The organism is Paramagnetospirillum marisnigri, assembly GCF_001650715.1.
In the GTDB taxonomy this organism is placed as follows: domain Bacteria; phylum Pseudomonadota; class Alphaproteobacteria; order Rhodospirillales; family Magnetospirillaceae; genus Phaeospirillum; species Phaeospirillum marisnigri.
Genome location: NZ_LWQT01000043.1, coordinates 23,085 through 38,967 on the forward strand (window position 1 = coordinate 23,085; position 15,883 = coordinate 38,967).

Consider the following 15,883-nt stretch of genomic DNA (forward strand, 5'->3'; position numbering starts at 1 on the left):
GGTCAGGCCTGGACCATTGTCGGGGTTGCGACAGCGGCCTGTCGCTCAGCCGCCCAGGATGGCGCTCCAGGTGTCGCAAACCTGATCCAGGGCGGCGCGGCCGCAGGCCAGATAGGCCGCCAATCCGAGGCAGCCGTGGATGGCGCCTTCCAGCCGGACATGACGCACCGGCACGCCCGCCTTGGTCAGGGCGGCGGCATAGGCGTCGCCCTCGTCCACCAGGGGGTCGAAGCCGCAGGTCAGCACCAGGGCGGGGGCCAGACCGGCATGGAGGGCGGCGCGCAGCGGCGAGGCGTCAGATTCCAGCACCGGCAACTCGCGCCCGACGAAATACTGCCGGGTGAACCATTGGATATCGGTCTCGGTCAGCAGATGGCCCTCGGCCAGCCGGGAACGGGAGGGGAAGTCACCCGACTGGTCCACTGCCGGATAGATCAGGGCCTGCAGGGCCAGGGGAATGCCCAGGTCGCGGGCATGCAACGCCACCACCGCCGCCATTGTGCCTCCGGCGCTGTCGCCCGCTACCGCCAGCGGGACGGCGGTGAAGGTGGCGGCCAGCCAGCGCAAGGCGGCGATGCCGTCCTCGATGGCGGCGGGGTAGGGGTGTTCCGGCCCCAGGCGGTAGTGCACCGACACCACCGCCGAACCGGTGCGCGAAGCGATGACGCGGCAGATGGCGTCATGGGTGTCGAGGTCGCCGACCACGAAACCGCCGCCGTGGAAATACAGCAGCACGCCCTTGGGCGCGGCGGCTTGCGGGCGGTACAGGCGGATGGGGATGGCATCGCCGGGGCCGGGAATGGCGCTGTCGGCCGCATCGACACCCTCGGGAGCGGCGGGATTGGTGCGCGACAGCCTGCGGGCGAACTCGGCGCGGGCCTCGATGGGCGTCATGGACGACAGCGACGGCAGCTTCAGTTCCGCCGCTTTGGCCAGGATGAAGGCGACGTCCTCGTCCAACTGCCCCTTGGTGCCGATGGAAACTGTTCCCTGGTTCATGATCATAACCCTCCCCATGGGGCATAGCCTGTCCGATCCGCCATCGCGAGGCAAGGCGCGGTTGCGGGCATTTCGCCTTTCTGGCGGCCGCCAGTCACGCTATCCTATGGGCATAATCACCCAGGCTAATCATCCGGAGACGTCATGAAGACCATTCTCAGCGCAGCCATCATCGGCGCCTTCGCCGTTCTCGCCGCCCAGCCCGTGCTCGCCGCCGATCCGCCCGCCGCTTTTGCCGCCTGCAAGGCCTGCCACAAGCTGGAAGCCGGAGCCAACGGCGTCGGCCCCAGCCTGTTCGGTGTCTATGGCTCCAAGGCGGGAACCGCCGCTGCCGGATTCAAATATTCTCCCGCCATGACCGGCTGGGGCAAGTCCTGGGACGATGCAAATCTGGCCGCCTATCTGGCCGATCCCAAGGGCTCCATCCCCGGCAACAAGATGATCTTCGTCGGCGTCAAGAATCCCGACGAGATCACCGCCCTGGTCGCTTTCATCAAGACCTTGAAGTAAGCCCGGGAAGCCAGGTTCGGGCGAGTCGGGCAAGCCATGGCTGAGCTCGTCATTCCCGCTTTGCCGGGAATCGATTTTCCTTCTCGCCACCCTCGGGCTCGACCCGAGGGTCCATGGATGGCCGGGTCAAGCCCACGGCTGTCCGGTTTAATTTTCCCTTGTTCGGCCGAGAGCCTGAATGCGTCTGCGTTTTAGGGCATCGGCCCCGCCAGGGGACTTGAAAAATGATTGACCACCAAGGCGCGAAGGCACCAAGGGGGAGGAGCCGCGTGGATCACCGGGACGGAGCCCGGTGATGACGAAGGAAAAGGAAGCCTCTTGGTGTCTTGGTGGTGAATCATCTGATCCATCAGCCAGAATTTAGACCGGACACTCCAGGGTCCAGTCATGGACTCCCGCTTTGGCGGAGGTGACGAGTCCGGTTGGGGCGGGGTGCCCTCGCTCCATTACCGCCATGCCAAATGGGTATTGACATGCGCATTTCACTGAATGATCATTCAGTCATAATGAATGGTCATTCAGTCAGAGGGTCGCATGTCGGTTCCGGTTCTCCATATCTCCCGCGTCGGCAAGGTGGCGGTCCTTACCCTGGACTCTCCGCCGGTCAACGCCTTGTCCAAGGCGCTGATCAAGGCGCTGCACGCCGCCATGGACGAGGTGGAGGCCGACCGGGGCGTCGGCGCGGTGCATATCCGCTCGGCGGGCAAGGCGTTCTGCGCCGGGGCCGATCTGGCCGAGATGCGGGAGAATCTGAGCGATCCCGACAAGGTCGACGCCCAGATCGATTTCGTTCGCGATATCCAGGACGTGCTGAAGCGCATCGAGACATTGGGCGTCGCCACCATCGCCGAGGTGGGGGGCGCCGCCATGGGCGGTGGGCTGGAACTGGCGCTGGCCTGCGATTTCCGTGTCGCGGCGATCGAGGCCAAGCTGGCGCTGCCAGAGGTCAATTTGGGCCTGATCCCTGGCGCGGGCGGCACCCAGCGCCTGACCCGGTTGTGCGGGCCGTCGGTGGCGCGCCGCCTGATCCTGGGCGCCGAGATTCTAGGCGGCGAGGCGGCGCAGTCGCTGGGGGTGGTCCATTGGGCGGTGCCCCGCGCCGAATTGGCCGGTTTCGCCGCCGCCCTGGCCGAACGGGTCGCCGGTCTGCCCCGCGCCGCCGTGGCGGCGTCCAAATCCTGCATCGCCGCTGCTTTCGATCCGACCCGCGACGGCTATCAGGAGGAACTGGAGCGCACCCGCGACCTTCTCCTCCATGAGCCCGAGACCCGCGCCCGGGTCGAGGCCTTCCTGAACAAGTCAGCCAACTAAGGAGCAACACTCATGAACTTCAAGGACAAGGTCGCCCTGGTGACCGGCGGCGCTTCCGGCATCGGTCTGTGCACCGTGCAGACCATCGCGGATCTGGGCGGCGAGGTGCTGATCGCCGACATCAACGCCGATGCGGGCGAGCAGGCGGCGGCGGGCATCCGCGCCAAGGGGGCCAAGGCCGAGTTCGTGCGCCTCGACGTCACCGACAAGGCCAATATCGCCGCCGTGCGCGACCATGTCCTGGCGACCAGGGGCCGTCTCGATATTCTGTGCAATGTCGCCGGTTGGGGCCATATCCAGCCCTTCGTCGACAATGACGACGCCTTCATCGCCAAGGTGATGAATCTCAACCTCAACGGCCCCATCGAGCTGATTCGCGCCTTCTTCCCGGCCATGATCGAGAAGAAGGCGGGCAAGATCGTCAATGTCTCGTCGGATGCGGGCCGGGTGGGAAGCCTGGGAGAAAGCGTCTATTCGGCGGCCAAGGGCGGCCTGATCGCCTTTTCCAAGTCGCTGGCCCGCGAGGGTGCCCGCTACGGCATCAATGTCAACGCCATCTGCCCCGGCCCCACCGACACGCCGCTGCTGAAGTCGGAGCCGGAAAAGTTCCTGGAAGCCTTCCTGAAGGTCATTCCCATGCGCCGCTTCGGCAAGCCGCAGGAAGTGGCCGATGCCATCGCCTTCCTGGCCTCCAACCGCGCCGACTACATCACCGGCCAGGTCCTGTCGGTCAACGGCGGCATCACCATGGTGGGCTGAGGCTCGCCGCTCCCGAAATTCGTCATGCCCGGACTTGATCCGGGCATCCATGGACCCCCGGGTCAAGCCCGGGGGTGACGCGAACAGAGACAAGAATGGAGTGCGACACATGCGTAAGTTCAAGGCCGCCGAATACAAGGCCGAGCATTTCGATTGGAAGGTGGACGGCAAGGTCGCCACCCTGACCCTGAACCGCCCCGAGAAGAAGAATCCGCTGACCTTCGACTCCTATGGCGAGCTGCGCGACCTGTTCAACAACCTGGTCTATGCCGACGACGTCAAGGCGGTGGTGATCACCGGTTCCGGCGGTAATTTCTGCTCGGGCGGCGACGTGCACGAGATCATCGGTCCGCTGACCAAGATGGAAATGCCGGAACTGCTGGAATTCACCCGCATGACCGGCGACGCGGTCAAGGCCATGCGCATGTGCCCGCAGCCCATCATCGCCGCCATCGACGGCATCTGCGCCGGGGCGGGCACCATGCTGGCCTCGGCCTCGGACATCCGCTTGGGGACGCCCAAGTCCAAGGTCGCTTTCCTGTTCGTGCGCGTCGGCCTCGCCGGGGCCGATATGGGCGCCTGTACCCTGCTGCCCCGCCTGATCGGGCTGTCGCGCGCCGCCGAGCTGCTCTATACCGGCCGCGCCATGGGCGGCGAGGAGGCCGAACGCTGGGGTTTCTACAACAGCCTGTATTCCTCGGAAGAGGTGCTGGACGCCGCCCTGAAGCTGGCCCATTCCCTGGCCGACGGCCCCACCTTCGGCCATGCCATGACCAAGAAGATGCTGTGGCAGGAATGGAGCGCGGGCTTGGGCGAATGCATCGAGGCCGAGGCCCAGGCCCAGGCCATCTGCATGCAGACCAACGACTTCGAGCGCGCCTATGTGGCTTTCGCCAACAAGCAAAGCCCGAAATTCGAGGGGAACTGATCCCATGCCCGATTCCTCGTTCCTCGACTGGCCCTTTTTCGACCAGACCCACCGCGACTTCGCCCGCGCCTTGGAAGACTGGGCCAGGGCCAATCTGGCGACGTTGTGCCCCGAGGACGAGGCCCATGGCGACAAGATGGACCAGACGGCGCGCCGTCTGGTCCGCGCCCTGGGGAAGGCCGGGTTCCTGGCGGCCAGCATTCCCGCCGCCCATGGTGGCCGCGCCAGGGATTTCGATGTCCGCGCCATCTGCCTGGGCCGCGAAATTCTCGGCCGCCATGCCGGTCTGGCCGATTTCGCCTTCGCCATGCAGGGGCTGGGCAGCGCCGCCATCACCCTGTTCGGCACCGAGGCGCAGAAGGCCCGCTATCTGCCCGGCGTCGGGCGGGGCGAGTTGATCGCCGCCTTCGCCATTTCCGAGGTGGAGGCCGGGTCCGACGTGGGCAATATGAGCACCCGTGCGGTTCTGGACGGCGATCACTACGTCATCGACGGGGGCAAGACCTGGATTTCCAATGCCGGTCTGGCCGATTTCTACACTGTCTTCGCCCGCATCGGCGACGAGCCGGGGGCCAAGGGCCTCGCCGCCTTCGTGGTGGATGCCGACACACCAGGCCTCAGCGTGTCCGAGCGTATCGACGTCATCGCCCCCCATCCGTTGGGCAGCCTGAAATTCGACAAGATGCGGGTGCCCGCCGCCAATCTGCTGGGCCAGCCCGGCGAGGGCTTCAAGGTGGCCATGAGCGTGCTGGACGTGTTCCGCACCACGGTGGGCGCGGCGGCGTTGGGCTTCGCCCGGCGCGCCCTGGACGAGGCCCTGGCCCGCAGCGTCAAGCGGGTGGTGTTCGGCTCCCGGCTGGCCGACTACCAGCTGACCCAGGCCAAGATCGCCGAGATGGCGGTGGCGGTGGATGCCAGCGCCCTGCTGATCTACCGCTCGGCCTGGACCAAGGACGTCAAGGGCGGCCGCGTTACCCGCGAAGCCTCTATGGCCAAGCAGTTCGCCACCGATCAGGCCCAGATGGTGATCGATCAGGCGGTGCAGCTGTGGGGCGGCCTCGGTGTGGTGTCCGGCGTGACGGTCGAACAGCTTTACCGGGAAATCCGGGCGCTGCGCATCTACGAAGGCACCTCGGAAGTGCAGAAGCTGGTGATCGCCGCCAAGGTCTACGAGGAGTTCGGCAATGGATAGACCCGACGAGCCGTCAGGCGAGGAGTTGCGGCCGAAGGTCGACGCCGCTCGTGCGGCGAAAGCCAAGGGCGCGGAGGCGCCCGCCCGGCGCCTGAGGGGCGATGAAAGCAAACCTCTATTCGGCCGCCACGCCTTCGTGACTGGCGGTGGCCGGGGCATCGGCCTGGCCATTTCCCGCCATTTGTTGTCGCTGGGCGCCAGCGTCACCCTGTCGGGACGCGATCAGGCACGGGCGACGGCGGTGGCGGCCGAGTGTGGAGGCTCGGCCGCCGCCGTCGCGCTGGACGTGGATGATGCCGCCTCGATCCAGGCTGCCTTCGCCATGGCGGCGGAACGGCTCGGCCCCGTCCACATCCTGGTCAACAATGCCGGTATCGCCAAGGCGGCACCGTTCCTCAAGACCGACCTGACCCTGTGGGACGACATCCTGCGCACCGACCTGACCGGCGCCTTCCTCTGCACCCAGGCGGCGCTGCCCGGCATGCTGGAGCTGGGCTGGGGCCGCGTGGTCAATGTGGCCTCCACCGCCGGACTGACCGGGCTGGCCTATTGCGCCGCCTATTGCGCCGCAAAGCACGGGCTGATCGGCCTGACCCGTGCCCTGGCCCGCGAGCTGGCGGCCAAGCCGGTCACCGTCAACGCCGTCTGCCCCGGCTATACCGAGACCGAGATCGTCGAAACCACCCTCGACACCATTGTCGCCAAGACCGGCCGGACGCGCAAAGATGCGCTGGCGGATCTGGTCGCGTCCAATCCGCAAAAGCGCCTGATCCAGCCGCAAGAGGTGGCCGAGGCGGTGGGGTGGCTGTGCCTGCCGGGCTCGGCCTCCATCACCGGCCAGAGCATCGCGGTGGCGGGCGGGGAGATCATGTGATGATTGGAGGTGCGGCGATGACCCATGACGTGAAGGCCCAGGTGACGGACGAGGCGCTGGTGCAGCGCCGCCGCGCCCAGATTGTCGCCGCCGCCGTCGAGTTGTTCTCCCATCAGGGCTTCTACCGCACCACCATGCAGGACGTGGCCAAGAAGGCCGGGGTTAGCGCCGGGCTGATCTATCAATACGTCACCGACAAGGAGGACGTGCTGCTGCTGGTACTGCTGTCGGTGCTGGACTCCTACAAGCAGGAGATACCCGCCGCCATCAGCGGGCTGACCGATCCGCTGGAACGGTTCTGGGCCGCCATTTCCGCCTATTGCCGGGTGGTGGACCAGCGGCGCGAGGCCACGGTTCTCGCCTATCGCTCCACCAAGTCGCTGCCCGACGATCGCCGCGAGTTGATCAAGCGTTCGGAGATCGAGACCAACGGCATGATCGCCGCCTGCCTGAAGGACTGCATCAAGGCGGGGCTGATGCGCGAGGTCAATGTGGAATTGGTGACCTATCAACTGGTCACCTTCGCCCACAGTTGGGCGTTGAAGCACTGGCGACTGAAGGAGCTGTGCGACCTCGACCAGTACGTGGCCGAGGGATTCGACTTTTTCGCCCAGGCCCTGCTGACCCCCAAGGGGCGCAGGCATCAGGCCAAGATTCAAGGGGCGGCCGACAATGCCCCATAAGCTTTCCGGGAGGAGTCCGTCATGCGTCTGCCAGGAGGAGGGGCCACCGCCCATGTGGATCGGTTCGCCCGCGAACTGCTGCCGCCGCCCGAATTGTGGCCGGTGTTCGACTATTCCGCCGACCATCTGAGCCACTATCCCGACCGCATCAACGCCGCCGTCGAACTGCTGGATAAGGCGGTGGCCGATGGCTTCGGACCCAAGCCGGTGTTCCACTTCCACACCGGCGGCGATGGCGGCGGCACCTGGACCTATGCCCAACTGCTGGAAACGGCCGAGCGGATCGCCCGGGTGCTGGTGGAGGATTTCGGGCTGGTGCCGGGCAACCGCGTACTGATGCGCTCGGGCAATACCCCCATGGTGGCGGCCTGCTGGCTGGCGGTGCTGAAGGCGGGCGGCATCTGCGTCATGTCCATGTCGCTGCTGCGTGCCAAGGAGCTGTCCTATATCGTCGCCAAGGCCCAGGTCAGGATCGCGCTGTGCGAGCAGAGCCTGGCCGAGGAGATGGAGCTGACCCGCGCCCAGGCCCCCGACCTGGCCCATGTCGCCTATTTCTCGCCCATGGGCGACGGCTCGGCCGAGTTGGACCGGCGTCTGGGGGCACAGCCCGCCGGTTTCGCCAATGTGGCGACGGCGGCCGACGACGTGGCGCTGATCACCTTCACCTCGGGCACCACCGGCAATCCCAAGGGCGCCATGCATTTCCACCGCGATATCCTGGCGGTGTGCGACTGTTGGCCGCGCAGCTATACCATTGATGCCGACGAGATCGTGGTGGGCTCGCCCTCCTTCGCCTTCACCTATGGGCTGGCGGCCTTCCTGACCTATCCGCTGCGCTATCGCGCCACCGCCGTGCTGGTCAGCCGACCGACGCCGGAGTTGATCCTGGAGGCGATCCAACGCTATCGCTGTACCAGCCTTTACGCCGTGCCCACATCGTTCCATGCCATGCTCCAGATCATCGGGCGCTATGATGTCTCAAGCTTGCGCAAATGCTCCTCGGCGGGCGAGCACCTCAAGCCCAAGCTCTATGAGGACTGGCTGCGCGCCACCGGGTTGAAACTGGTCAACGGCATCGGCATGACCGAGATGCTGACCCATTTCATCTGCCAGCCCCCCGATGTTGCCAAGCCCGGCGCCACCGGGCGGCCGGTGGACGGCTATTCCGCCTGTATTCTCGACGATGACGATAATCCACTGCCGCCAGGCCAGCGCGGGCGCCTCGCGGTGCGCGGCCCCACCGGTTGCCGCTATCTTGACGACGAGGCTCGCCAGTCGGCCTTCGTGAAGAACGGCTGGAACGTCACCGGCGATATCATGGAGCAGGACGAGGACGGCTGGTTCTGGTACGTGGACCGCGCCGACGACATGATCATCTCGTCGGGCTACAACATCTCGGCCCAAGAGGTGGAACGGGTGATCCTGGACCATCCCCAGGTGTTCGAATGCGCCGTGGTCGGCGTGCCGGACGAGGCCCGGGGCAATATCGTGCGGGCCTGCATCGTGCTTACCGATCCCTCGCGGGCCAGCGAGGTGCTGGCCGAGGACATCCAGGCCTTCGTCAAGGCCGCCATCGCGCCCTACAAATATCCGCGCGACATCAAGTTCATGGAGGTGCTGCCCAAGACCCAGACGGGCAAGGTGCAGCGGTTCCGGCTGCGACAGATATAAAGCGAAATCCGATTGATCCCTTCCTTCTGTCATCCTGGCATGGCTTTTGAGAATCTACACCAGGGGGGGCAGGCGGAGATCCCTCGCATGCGCTCGGGATGACGAACTCTTCAATCGGATTCCGTATGAGGAGACGGCTCAGCGACAGGGCGCCCGCACGGTGTTGAACCAGTATTCCTCGACCGCGTGGATGGCGGCGAACAGGTCGCGCACATCCATGGGCTTGGTGACATAGCCCTGGGCGCCCGAGCGATAGGCGACGCTGACATCGTGCTCGGCCGAAGAGGTGGACAGCATCACCACGGGCAGATGCCGCAACGAGGGATCGGAACGAATTTCCGACAGGACCTGGAGACCATTCTTGCGTGGCATATTGATGTCGAGCAGAACCAGATCGGGCTGATTCTTCCGGCTGCTTTCCGGCGTTGGGGAGCGCAGCATCTCCATGGCCTCGACACCGTCTACCGCCCGTTCGACCACGCAGGGAAAGCGGCCACGTCCGATGGCCTTGGACACGAGTTCGATATCCGCCGGATCGTCATCGACGATCAGCACACGATACGACACAGGTGCGGACATTCCCACAATATGTCTCCGAAGAGCTGATATATCTCCACGGCACCATCCTAGGGCATGCATGTAAGCAAAGTATGCTTCCAGTATGAATGGGCTGTAACGGCCTTCGAAGAGGGGCGAGGGAATGTGACTTGGTTTGTCTATGTCGTGTTGAATGAGCGTGGGGTTGCCTATACGGGAATTGCCACCGATGTGGAGGATCGCCTGCGGCGCCATAATTGCGGCCAGGGCGCCAAGTTCACCCGGGGGCAGGGACCGTGGCGAATGATCCATGTGGAGGGACCGCTCGACCACGGCGACGCCCTGCGGCGCGAGGCCGCCATCAAGAAGGACCGGGCCTTCAAGGCCCGGCTGAAGGCGGCGGTCAGGCTCCCCTGATCTGGCGCAGGAACCCGTCCACCTGGGTCGACAGGGTCGAGGCGTTGCCGGTCAGGGTGTCGGCGGCGGTTAGAACCTCGGAGGCGCCGACACTGACCTTCTCGACCACGCGGGTCATGCGGTCGACATTATGGGAGACCTCGCTGGTTCCGGTCGCCGCCTGCTGCACATTTCGGGCGATCTCGGCGGTGGCGGCTCCCTGCTCCTCCACCGCCGAGGCGACACCGGTCGCGATGGAACTGATTTGCTCGATAGTGCCGCTGATGCCGACGATGGCATCGACCACCCCCTTGGAGGCGATCTGAACCTCGCCGATCTGAGCGCTGATCTCCTCGGTGGCCTTGGCGGTCTGGTTGGCCAGATGCTTGACCTCGTTGGCGACAACGGCGAAGCCCTTGCCCGCCTCGCCCGCGCGGGCCGCCTCGATGGTGGCATTCAGCGCGAGAAGATTGGTCTGCGATGCGATATCGTTGATCAGTCCCACCACGTCGCCAATCTTGCGGGCAGCCTCTGTCAGGCCTTGGGCAAGGTCGTTGATGGCGCGGACATCTTTGGCTGCGCCGTTGGCCACTGCCGAAGAGGTGGCGACCTGACGCGATATTTCGGTGATGGAGGCGCTCAGCTGCTCGGCTGCCGCTGCCACGGTTTCGACGTTGCCCGCTGTCTGTTGGGCTGCCGCCGCCAGCGCGGTAACAGTTCGCCCCGATTCATCAGAACTGTCGGCCAGGGATTCGGCGGTGGACTTCATATGCCCCGCCGAGGCCGAAACCGTCTCGGCCACCGCCTTGACCTGGCGTTCCAGCGTATCGGCGATTCCGGCCAGTGCCGCCTGCCGCTCCTGTTGCGCCTTGGCTGTGCTGGTGGTTTGCTCGGCCTGAAGCCGGTCGGCCCGGATGAGGCCGTCGCGGAACACTTCCACCGAACGGGCCATGCTGCCGACTTCGTCCTGGGTATCGCGACCGGGAACCTCCATGGCGGTATCGCCGTTGGCCATGGCCTGCATGACGGCGGTCAGGCGCCGAAGCGGCGTGACGATGCTTCCGGCCACAAGCAGTGACAGGGCAGAAAGGGCGATGAGGCTAAGGACGAAGGCGATCTCTCCGGTACGCAGCGCGGCGTCTCCGGTTCTCTCCTGTTCCTTGCGCGCGGCTGTCATCTCGCCCTCAAGTGACTTGATGACGAAGTCCAGCGGCTCCTCGATTTTCTCGCTGGCCTTGTCGATGGCATCGTCGAGGCGGTCAAATTCCTCCTTGGCGGCAAGGGTCTCGATGGCGCGCCGCAGATCCTTGTCAATCAGGACAATCAGGGCAGCAACGTCCTGGTTCAGATTGACCAGCTTGGCGCGTTCTTCCGGCGTATCAGCCACGGCCACCGCCCGTTTCGCTTCCTCGGTCAGGCTTGTGGCCAGGCGCGAGATCATGGCCTGGCGCTCTGGAGAAATCTTGCCTTCGTCGCGGTCAATGATGGAATCCATCGCCACCAGGGTCAGGCGGATCAGGTCGCCGCCCAACCGGGTCAGGACCGCGTGGTCATTGATGCGCTTTTCGGTTTCCTCGGCCGAGCGATCCATGGATGCGTAAATATGCAAAACGATGCCGCCCATGACGGAGAGTGCCAGGGCCGCCGCCGCCCATAGCGTGATCAGTCGACCCTTGATCGCCAGCATCGTGAAGCTCCTCCATTCTTTGGTCTTGATTTGAAAAGGATCAAGCTAGGCCTTTAGTTGGTGGCGTTTGCAATCCTTGACAAGATGCAGCCAGTATATAGCCGATGGTCACGTGATGGGAATGAAGGTGGGGCGTCATGCGGATCAGCGATGTGGGGGATGCCGCCTTTTCGGTGGATTGCACCGCCGGTCCTGTCCCGGCGGTGCTGGCCGCCGTGCTGGGACGGGCCGGTGGTGTTCGCGGGCTGGTGGAGGTGGTTCCCGGCCTGGACTCCGTGCTGATCCGTTTCGATCCCCTGGCGACCTGCCGCGCCGAGGTCGAGGCCTGGGTCGTTGAGCGGTTGGGGCAGGCAGAGGGCTTGGCCGAGGCCGAGGGGCGGCTGTGGCGCATCCCGGTAACCTATGACGGTCCCGACCTGGACGCGGTGGCCATGGCCTGCGGCCTGACGCCTGCCAGGGTGGTGGAACTGCACTCTGGAACGGTCTTCCGGGTCCGGTTGCTGGGCTTCCAGCCCGGTTTCGCCTATCTGGGCACCCTGCCGCCCGAATTGCGCCTGCCGCGCCGGGCCGAGCCCCGCCTGAAGGTTCCCGCCGGGTCAGTGGCCATGGCCGACGACATGAGCGCCGTTTATCCCTGGGACAGCCCCGGCGGCTGGCACCTGCTGGGCCGCGCCGATATCGCCCTGTTCGACGCCGAGCGTGATCCGCCCGCTTTGCTGGCGGCGGGCGACCGGGTGGAGTTCGTGCCGCGATGACCGCCCTGCGCGTTGTTTCCCCCGGTCTCAACACCACCGTCCAGGATCTGGGGCGGTTCGGCTATCAGGCCCAGGGGGTGCCGGTGGCGGGAGTGCTGGACCCGGTGGCGCTGCGCCTCGCCAATGCCCTGGTGGGTAATGCCCCGGGCGAGGCCGGGCTGGAGCTTTGCGCCCTCGGCCCCCGTCTGGCGGTGGTGGGCGAGGGGGCGCGGCTGGCGGTGGTCGGTCCCGTCCGTCTGACCCTGACCCGCGACGGCGAGAGCTGTCGCCTCGACCATGATCGCGCCCATCTGCTGCGCGACGGCGACGTCCTCGCCCTGGGAGCGGTGGAAGGCGCTGCCACGGCGGTGCTGGCGGTGGAAGGCGGTTTCGACCTGGAACCGGTGCTGGGCAGCCTGTCCACCTATAGCCGCGCCGCCCTGGGGCCATTGGGCGGCAAGGCCCTGTCGGCGGGGGCGGTGCTGCCGCTCCGCCGTCCGCATCCCTCGGACGAGCCGTGCCTGCTCCTGGCGGCGCCATTCGATTATGGCGCGGGTCCCATCCGGGTGATGCCGGGGCCGCAGGCGGATCGCTTCACCGACGAGGCCCTGGCCCTGTTCCTGTCCTCGGACTATGCGGTGGCCAAGGATGCCGACCGCATGGGATTGCGGCTGGAAGGGCCAGGGCTGGAGCACCGGGACGGGGCGGGCATTCCGTCCGACGGGCTGGTGGCGGGCTGTATCCAGGTGCCGGGCAACGGCCAGCCCATCGTGCTGCTGGCCGACCACCAGACCGTGGGCGGCTATGCCAAGATCGCCACGGTGATCTCCGCCGATCTGCCCCGGCTGGGCCGCGCGGTGCCGGGAACCCGGCTGCGCTTTTCGGCCGTCTCGCTGGCCGAGGCCCAGGCGGCGCGCCGGACGCTGGAACAGGCGGTGGCCGCCGCCGTGGCCGCCCTGCGGTCCGATGGGGGGGGGCTGGATCTGGCGGCGCTCTATTCGGCCAATCTGGTTTCCGGCATGGTCAGCGGGGAGGAGCCATGAAAACCATCAACCTCAATGCCGATCTGGGCGAGGGCTGTGGCGACGATGCCGCCATGCTGGACGTGGTGGCCTCGGCCAATATCGCCTGCGGCTTCCATGCCGGGGACGCCGCCATGATGAGCCGCACCGTGGCCGCCGCCATGGCGCGCGGCGTCGGGCTGGGGGCGCATCCCTCCTATCCCGACCGCGAGGGCTTCGGTCGTCGCGCCATGGAGCTGTCCGTGGCCGAGCTGGAAGCGGTGGTGGCCTGCCAGGTGGGCGCCCTGGCCGGGGTGGTGGCGCTGCATGGCGGCCATCTCGCCCATGTCAAACCGCACGGCGCCTTGAGCAACCGGGCGGCGGTGGAGTTGGATATCGCCCAGGCGGTGGCGCGGGCGGTGGCGGCGGTGGACGGCGGCCTGATCCTGCTGGCGCCCGCCGGGTCCGCCCTGGTGGAGGCGGGGCGGCGGAGCGGGCTGCGGGTGGCGGAGGAAGTATTCGCCGATCGCACCTATGATGACGAGGGTTATCTGGTGCCGCGCTCCTCGCCCCATGCCCTGATCCACGACCCCGCCGAAGCGGCGGCGCATGTGCTGCGCATGGCCCGCGACGGGGTGATTCGCAGCCTTTCGGGGCGCGAGATCGCCTGCCAGGCTCAATCGGTCTGCGTCCATGGCGACGACCCCGGCGCGGTGGCCCTGGCGCGCGCGGTGCGTGCCGCGCTGGCGTCTGCCGGGATCAAGATCATACCCTTGGGATAGAAAATTCCTCGGCGGGTGTTGCATCGCGGAAAAATGGCGGGTATATACCCCTTCAGTGACGCACACGCACGTGCCTATGGCCCTTGTCGGTTATGCAACGACGACCGCGTCCTTTTTGGAAGAGCCGACGGGGTTGGGTCGGCGCCCGAAAGGGAGGTGTAGATGTTCGTGACCCATAAGATGGGCTTCATCCCGGAAATCAGTACGAGTATGTGACGGCGGCTGTCGCGACCGGAACCATGGTCGCCTGCCGCCGCTGAGCATGAGCGCGGTCTCCTTCCCGGGAGACCGCGTGGAGGGCGTCGTTTTCGGGTTCAAGGGTCGGCTTCGACCGGCCAATGACTGAGGTAAGAGGAGGACCTTTATGCGCACCATTGTCTTTTCCGGCCGCATGGTCGTGATCGGCTGCGGCAGTATCGGGCAGGGCATCCTGCCGCTGATCCTGCGCCATATCGACATCGACCCGGCCAGGATGACCATCATCACGGCCTGTGAACGCGGCCGCGAGGTGGCCCAGGAATACGGCATCACCTTCATCAACAAGGCGCTGACCTCCGACGATTACCGCGACCGACTGACTCCCATGCTGCGCAAGGGCGACTTCCTGCTGAATCTTTCGGTGGATGTGTCGTCGGTGGCACTGGTCGAGCTGTGTCGCGATGTGGGGGCGCTTTACCTCGATACCTGCATCGAACCCTGGCCCGGCGGTTATACCGACCCCGGCCTGTCTCCGTCGCTGCGCTCCAATTACGCGCTCCGCGAGGAGATGCTGAAGCTGAGGGTTCCCGGCATTCCCATGCCGACGGCGCTGGTCACCCATGGCGCCAATCCCGGCTTGGTCTCGCATTTCGTCAAGCAGGCCCTGCTCAACATCGCCGCCGATACCGGGCAGGCGGTGGAAACTCCCCGGTCCCGCGATGCCTGGGCGGCGCTGGCGGCCCGGCTGGGCGTCAAGGTCATCCATGTCGCCGAGCGCGACACCCAGGTGGGATCGGTGCCCAAGGCGGTGGGCGAGTTCGTCAATACCTGGTCCATCGACGGCTTCGTCGGCGAAGGCTGCCAGCCCGCCGAACTGGGCTGGGGCAGCCACGAGAAGGAATTGCCGCCCGAGGGGCGCCGCCATGAATTCGGCGGCGGCAGCGCCATCTATCTGATGCGTCCCGGCGCCAGCCAGCGGGTGCGCACCTGGACCCCCACCGAAGGCCCGTTCCACGGTTTCCTGATTACCCATAGCGAATCCATCTCCATCGCCGACTATTTCACGGTGAAGAGCGGGGATGCCGTCAGTTATCGACCCACCGTTCACTATGCCTATCATCCTTGCGACGACGCCGTGGTGTCGCTGCACGAACTGGCGGGCAAGAACTGGAAGATGCAGGAGCGCCAGCGCCTGATGGGCAATGAAATCACCGCGGGTATCGACGAATTGGGCGTGTTGCTGGCCGGTCATGCCAAGGGCGCCTATTGGTATGGCTCGCAACTGTCCATCGCCGAGGCCCGTGAATTGGCCCCCCATAACAGCGCCACCAGCCTCCAGGTCACCGCCACGATATTGGCGGGGATCATCTGGGCGCTGGAAAATCCGGATCGTGGCGTGGTGGAGCCCGACGAGATCGATTTCGATCGCATTCTGGAGATCGCCAGGCCCTATCTCGGGCCGGTGGTCGGGGTCTATACCGATTGGAATCCTCTTCAGGGACGTGGTGAGCTGTTTCCCGAGGATGTGGACACCTCTGACCCCTGGCAGTTCAAGAATGTCCGGGTCCTGTGATCACGCCTCCGCTCATTCGCCATTGAATTCTCCATGGGGCACCCCTAT

16 protein-coding genes are annotated in these 15,883 nt (G+C 65.9%); 13 read left to right on the forward strand and 3 right to left on the reverse strand.

From position 1 onward, the window contains the following. Positions 1-45: 45 nt before the first annotated feature. A complete protein-coding gene (locus A6A04_RS05635; protein ID WP_156612487.1) occupies positions 46-999 on the reverse strand; it encodes an alpha/beta hydrolase in 954 nt (317 codons plus the stop codon). A 144-nt stretch (positions 1,000-1,143) separates the two neighbouring features. Between A6A04_RS05635 and A6A04_RS05640 the strand changes: the two genes are divergently transcribed. From A6A04_RS05640 to A6A04_RS05675, 8 genes are all read left to right on the forward strand, one after another. Beyond that, entirely contained in the window at positions 1,144-1,509 is a 366-nt protein-coding gene (locus A6A04_RS05640) for a c-type cytochrome (protein WP_068490789.1), read from the forward strand. 534 nt (positions 1,510-2,043) lie between these two features. After that, positions 2,044-2,820 carry an enoyl-CoA hydratase/isomerase family protein gene (locus A6A04_RS05645; protein WP_068490791.1) on the forward strand — a complete coding sequence of 259 codons (777 nt, stop codon included), beginning with the start codon at positions 2,044-2,046 and terminating at the stop codon, positions 2,818-2,820. Positions 2,821-2,832: 12 nt separating this feature from the next. Continuing rightward, a complete protein-coding gene (locus tag A6A04_RS05650; RefSeq protein ID WP_068490793.1) occupies positions 2,833-3,579 on the forward strand; it encodes an SDR family NAD(P)-dependent oxidoreductase in 747 nt (248 codons plus the stop codon). Between the two features lie 109 nt (positions 3,580-3,688). Continuing rightward, complete coding sequence (locus A6A04_RS05655; protein WP_068490796.1) at positions 3,689-4,507, forward strand: enoyl-CoA hydratase family protein; 819 nt, start codon at positions 3,689-3,691, stop codon at positions 4,505-4,507. Positions 4,508-4,511: 4 nt separating this feature from the next. Next, positions 4,512-5,699: an acyl-CoA dehydrogenase family protein gene (locus A6A04_RS05660; protein WP_068490797.1), complete on the forward strand. Its 1,188-nt coding sequence runs from the start codon at positions 4,512-4,514 to the stop codon at positions 5,697-5,699. Further along, entirely contained in the window at positions 5,692-6,573 is an 882-nt protein-coding gene (locus tag A6A04_RS05665; protein WP_082914727.1) for an SDR family NAD(P)-dependent oxidoreductase, read from the forward strand. Before A6A04_RS05660 ends, A6A04_RS05665 begins: the two co-directional genes overlap by 8 nt. 17 nt (positions 6,574-6,590) lie before the next feature. Then, positions 6,591-7,256: a TetR/AcrR family transcriptional regulator gene (locus A6A04_RS05670; protein WP_068490798.1), complete on the forward strand. Its 666-nt coding sequence runs from the start codon at positions 6,591-6,593 to the stop codon at positions 7,254-7,256. A gap of 21 nt (positions 7,257-7,277) precedes the next feature. After that, positions 7,278-8,927 (forward strand): AMP-binding protein, encoded by a 1,650-nt coding sequence (locus A6A04_RS05675; RefSeq protein WP_068490800.1) that lies wholly within the window; start codon positions 7,278-7,280, stop codon positions 8,925-8,927. Positions 8,928-9,065: 138 nt separating this feature from the next. Here the strand turns inward: A6A04_RS05675 and A6A04_RS05680 are convergent, their stop codons facing one another. After that, on the reverse strand, positions 9,066-9,506 hold the full coding sequence (locus A6A04_RS05680; RefSeq protein ID WP_068490802.1) for a response regulator: 441 nt from the start codon (positions 9,504-9,506) through the stop codon (positions 9,066-9,068). Between the two features lie 123 nt (positions 9,507-9,629). Between A6A04_RS05680 and A6A04_RS05685 the strand changes: the two genes are divergently transcribed. Further along, positions 9,630-9,881, forward strand: a complete 252-nt coding sequence (locus A6A04_RS05685; protein WP_245651086.1) for a GIY-YIG nuclease family protein — start codon at positions 9,630-9,632, stop codon at positions 9,879-9,881. On the opposite strand, the gene A6A04_RS23390 is transcribed toward A6A04_RS05685, so the two are convergent. Next, positions 9,868-11,547, reverse strand: coding sequence for a methyl-accepting chemotaxis protein (locus tag A6A04_RS23390; protein ID WP_068490806.1), 1,680 nt, complete (start codon positions 11,545-11,547; stop codon positions 9,868-9,870). The genes A6A04_RS05685 and A6A04_RS23390 overlap by 14 nt on opposite strands. A gap of 137 nt (positions 11,548-11,684) precedes the next feature. Here A6A04_RS23390 and pxpB point away from each other — a divergent pair, with 137 nt between their 5' ends. The 4 genes from pxpB (at position 11,685) to A6A04_RS05710 (ending at position 15,835) form a co-directional block, all read left to right on the forward strand. Beyond that, entirely contained in the window at positions 11,685-12,302 is a 618-nt protein-coding gene (pxpB, locus tag A6A04_RS05695; protein ID WP_068490808.1) for a 5-oxoprolinase subunit PxpB, read from the forward strand. Continuing rightward, a complete protein-coding gene (locus tag A6A04_RS05700) occupies positions 12,299-13,324 on the forward strand; it encodes a 5-oxoprolinase subunit C family protein (RefSeq protein WP_068490810.1) in 1,026 nt (341 codons plus the stop codon). Before pxpB ends, A6A04_RS05700 begins: the two co-directional genes overlap by 4 nt. Continuing rightward, positions 13,321-14,064 (forward strand): 5-oxoprolinase subunit PxpA, encoded by a 744-nt coding sequence (locus A6A04_RS05705; protein ID WP_068490812.1) that lies wholly within the window; start codon positions 13,321-13,323, stop codon positions 14,062-14,064. The genes A6A04_RS05700 and A6A04_RS05705 overlap by 4 nt, the downstream gene beginning before the upstream one ends. Positions 14,065-14,428: 364 nt before the next feature. Further along, positions 14,429-15,835, forward strand: coding sequence for a homospermidine synthase (locus A6A04_RS05710; RefSeq protein WP_068490814.1), 1,407 nt, complete (start codon positions 14,429-14,431; stop codon positions 15,833-15,835). Positions 15,836-15,883: the final 48 nt, after the last annotated feature.

Excerpts from the sequence above, each read along its gene's own strand:
- A6A04_RS05635 (WP_156612487.1), bottom strand. The coding sequence starts at position 999 with ATGAACCAGGGAACAGTTTCCATCGGCACCAAGGGGCAGTTGGACGAG.
- A6A04_RS05640 (WP_068490789.1), top strand. The coding sequence starts at position 1,144 with ATGAAGACCATTCTCAGCGCAGCCATCATCGGCGCCTTCGCCGTTCTC.
- A6A04_RS05645 (WP_068490791.1), top strand. The coding sequence starts at position 2,044 with ATGTCGGTTCCGGTTCTCCATATCTCCCGCGTCGGCAAGGTGGCGGTC.
- A6A04_RS05650 (WP_068490793.1), top strand. The coding sequence starts at position 2,833 with ATGAACTTCAAGGACAAGGTCGCCCTGGTGACCGGCGGCGCTTCCGGC.
- A6A04_RS05655 (WP_068490796.1), top strand. The coding sequence starts at position 3,689 with ATGCGTAAGTTCAAGGCCGCCGAATACAAGGCCGAGCATTTCGATTGG.
- A6A04_RS05660 (WP_068490797.1), top strand. The coding sequence starts at position 4,512 with ATGCCCGATTCCTCGTTCCTCGACTGGCCCTTTTTCGACCAGACCCAC.
- A6A04_RS05665 (WP_082914727.1), top strand. The coding sequence starts at position 5,692 with ATGGATAGACCCGACGAGCCGTCAGGCGAGGAGTTGCGGCCGAAGGTC.
- A6A04_RS05670 (WP_068490798.1), top strand. The coding sequence starts at position 6,591 with ATGACCCATGACGTGAAGGCCCAGGTGACGGACGAGGCGCTGGTGCAG.
- A6A04_RS05675 (WP_068490800.1), top strand. The coding sequence starts at position 7,278 with ATGCGTCTGCCAGGAGGAGGGGCCACCGCCCATGTGGATCGGTTCGCC.
- A6A04_RS05680 (WP_068490802.1), bottom strand. The coding sequence starts at position 9,506 with ATGTCCGCACCTGTGTCGTATCGTGTGCTGATCGTCGATGACGATCCG.
- A6A04_RS23390 (WP_068490806.1), bottom strand. The coding sequence starts at position 11,547 with ATGCTGGCGATCAAGGGTCGACTGATCACGCTATGGGCGGCGGCGGCC.
- pxpB (WP_068490808.1), top strand. The coding sequence starts at position 11,685 with ATGCGGATCAGCGATGTGGGGGATGCCGCCTTTTCGGTGGATTGCACC.
- A6A04_RS05700 (WP_068490810.1), top strand. The coding sequence starts at position 12,299 with ATGACCGCCCTGCGCGTTGTTTCCCCCGGTCTCAACACCACCGTCCAG.
- A6A04_RS05705 (WP_068490812.1), top strand. The coding sequence starts at position 13,321 with ATGAAAACCATCAACCTCAATGCCGATCTGGGCGAGGGCTGTGGCGAC.
- A6A04_RS05710 (WP_068490814.1), top strand. The coding sequence starts at position 14,429 with ATGCGCACCATTGTCTTTTCCGGCCGCATGGTCGTGATCGGCTGCGGC.